This window comes from Kitasatospora sp. NEAU-CNBT7, assembly GCF_057220535.1.
This window is the reverse complement of sequence record NZ_JBXQQB010000130.1, coordinates 1-1,293: the sequence shown is the minus strand read 5'-3', so window position 1 is coordinate 1,293 and position 1,293 is coordinate 1. Positions and strand designations below refer to the sequence as shown.

Here is a 1,293-nt window from a genome sequence, read left to right as displayed (position 1 = left end):
GCCTGCGGCCCCAGGGCCGTCCCGTCCAAGCGGCTGACCTGGCCTGAAAGCCTTTCCTGTACGTAGTTTCGCAGCCGATCGTTCGCAGCCAGCTTCGCTGTCCTCGGACGCTGGGCCACGAGGTCCGCCTTCCACTGCGCGACCGAGGCCCGGTACTCCAGACGGCCGCCTCGGGTTGCGGCGTTGCGCCGCAGCTCCCGGGAGATCGTCGACGGGGCGCGGCCGAGGCGTCGCGCGGTCTCGCGAACGCCGACGCCCTGCGCTTTCAGGATCGCGATCTCTTCACGCTCGTGGAAGGACAGGTACCGGCCGGAGGGCGGGGCAAGATCCATCGGTGGCATACCGCCACCGTGCCGAAACCACCTGCCACCCGCCGCCTGGGATACGCCAACCGCAGCTGCCGCCTCCTCAGCAAGCAACCCCTTCGCAATCGCCTGCCAGAACTGGCGCTGAACCTCCCGCCGAAGCGCCGGCGCACCCGGAGACTTCATCGGCGACCGCCCGGTCAACGCCGCCATCCACCCAGCTGGCCTTCCCATCAACACCTCCGAGAACGAGGTGTTGCGTCCACCGGTTGAATCCACCGAATATACATCAGCTGAATTCCGCACTGAGATAGGCAAGTTGGACATGAGGCAGTCGATGGGGCGAGTCGGCTCCTGTTACGATAACGCCGCCGCCGAGAGCTTCTTCGCCGTACTGAAGGAGGAGATCGGCACCCGGATCTGGCCGGACCGCGTCACCGCCCGCGCGGAGGTCTTCGCGTTCATCGAGACCTTCTACAACCGCAGGCGCCTGCGCAAACACCCCGAGTGGGGCTACCTCACCCCACTCGAGATCCGACAACGACACCAGCAAGGTCACGCCTTGGCGGCGTAAACGGACAGTGTCCAACCGCAGGGTGGAACTTCAGATGGGCGCTTCCCCCGGGTCGTGGACACCGGTTGTCATGCGGCGGTGGTCAGCGTAGTTGATCGCTGTTCGTAGGTGATCGGGCTGATCTGGCCGAGGCGGGAGTGCCGGCGCCGGGTGTTGTAGCGGGTCACCCAGCGGAAGACCGCGAGTCGGGCCTCGCCGGCTCCGTTCCATCGCTTCCGCCCTTGGAGCGTCTCGCGTTTCATGGTCGCGTTGAAGCTCTCCGCGGCGGCGTTGTCCGCGCTCGTGCCCACCGCGCCGCGGGATCTGGTCACGCCCAGCTCCGCGCAGACCCGGGCGAAGTCCTTCGACCCGTAGTGGGCCCCGTTGTCGCTGTGAAAAATCGCCCCGCGCAGTCCCCGGGCGCCGCGGGCGGCC

3 protein-coding genes are annotated in these 1,293 nt (G+C 67.5%); 1 reads left to right on the top strand and 2 read right to left on the bottom strand.

All coding sequences use genetic code 11. The features are described 5' to 3' along the window. The coding region (locus AC2TEW_RS39025) for a helix-turn-helix domain-containing protein (protein ID WP_484627858.1) at positions 1 to 518 on the bottom strand (518 nt) is incomplete at its 3' end. 112 nt (positions 519 to 630) lie between these two features. Between AC2TEW_RS39025 and AC2TEW_RS39020 the strand changes: the two genes are divergently transcribed. Continuing rightward, positions 631 to 879, top strand: a complete 249-nt coding sequence (locus AC2TEW_RS39020) for an integrase core domain-containing protein (RefSeq protein WP_484627857.1) — start codon at positions 631 to 633, stop codon at positions 877 to 879. 68 nt (positions 880 to 947) lie between these two features. Here the strand turns inward: AC2TEW_RS39020 and AC2TEW_RS39015 are convergent. Further along, positions 948 to 1,293: integrase core domain-containing protein (locus tag AC2TEW_RS39015; RefSeq protein WP_484627757.1), on the bottom strand; the 346-nt coding region annotated here is incomplete at its 5' end.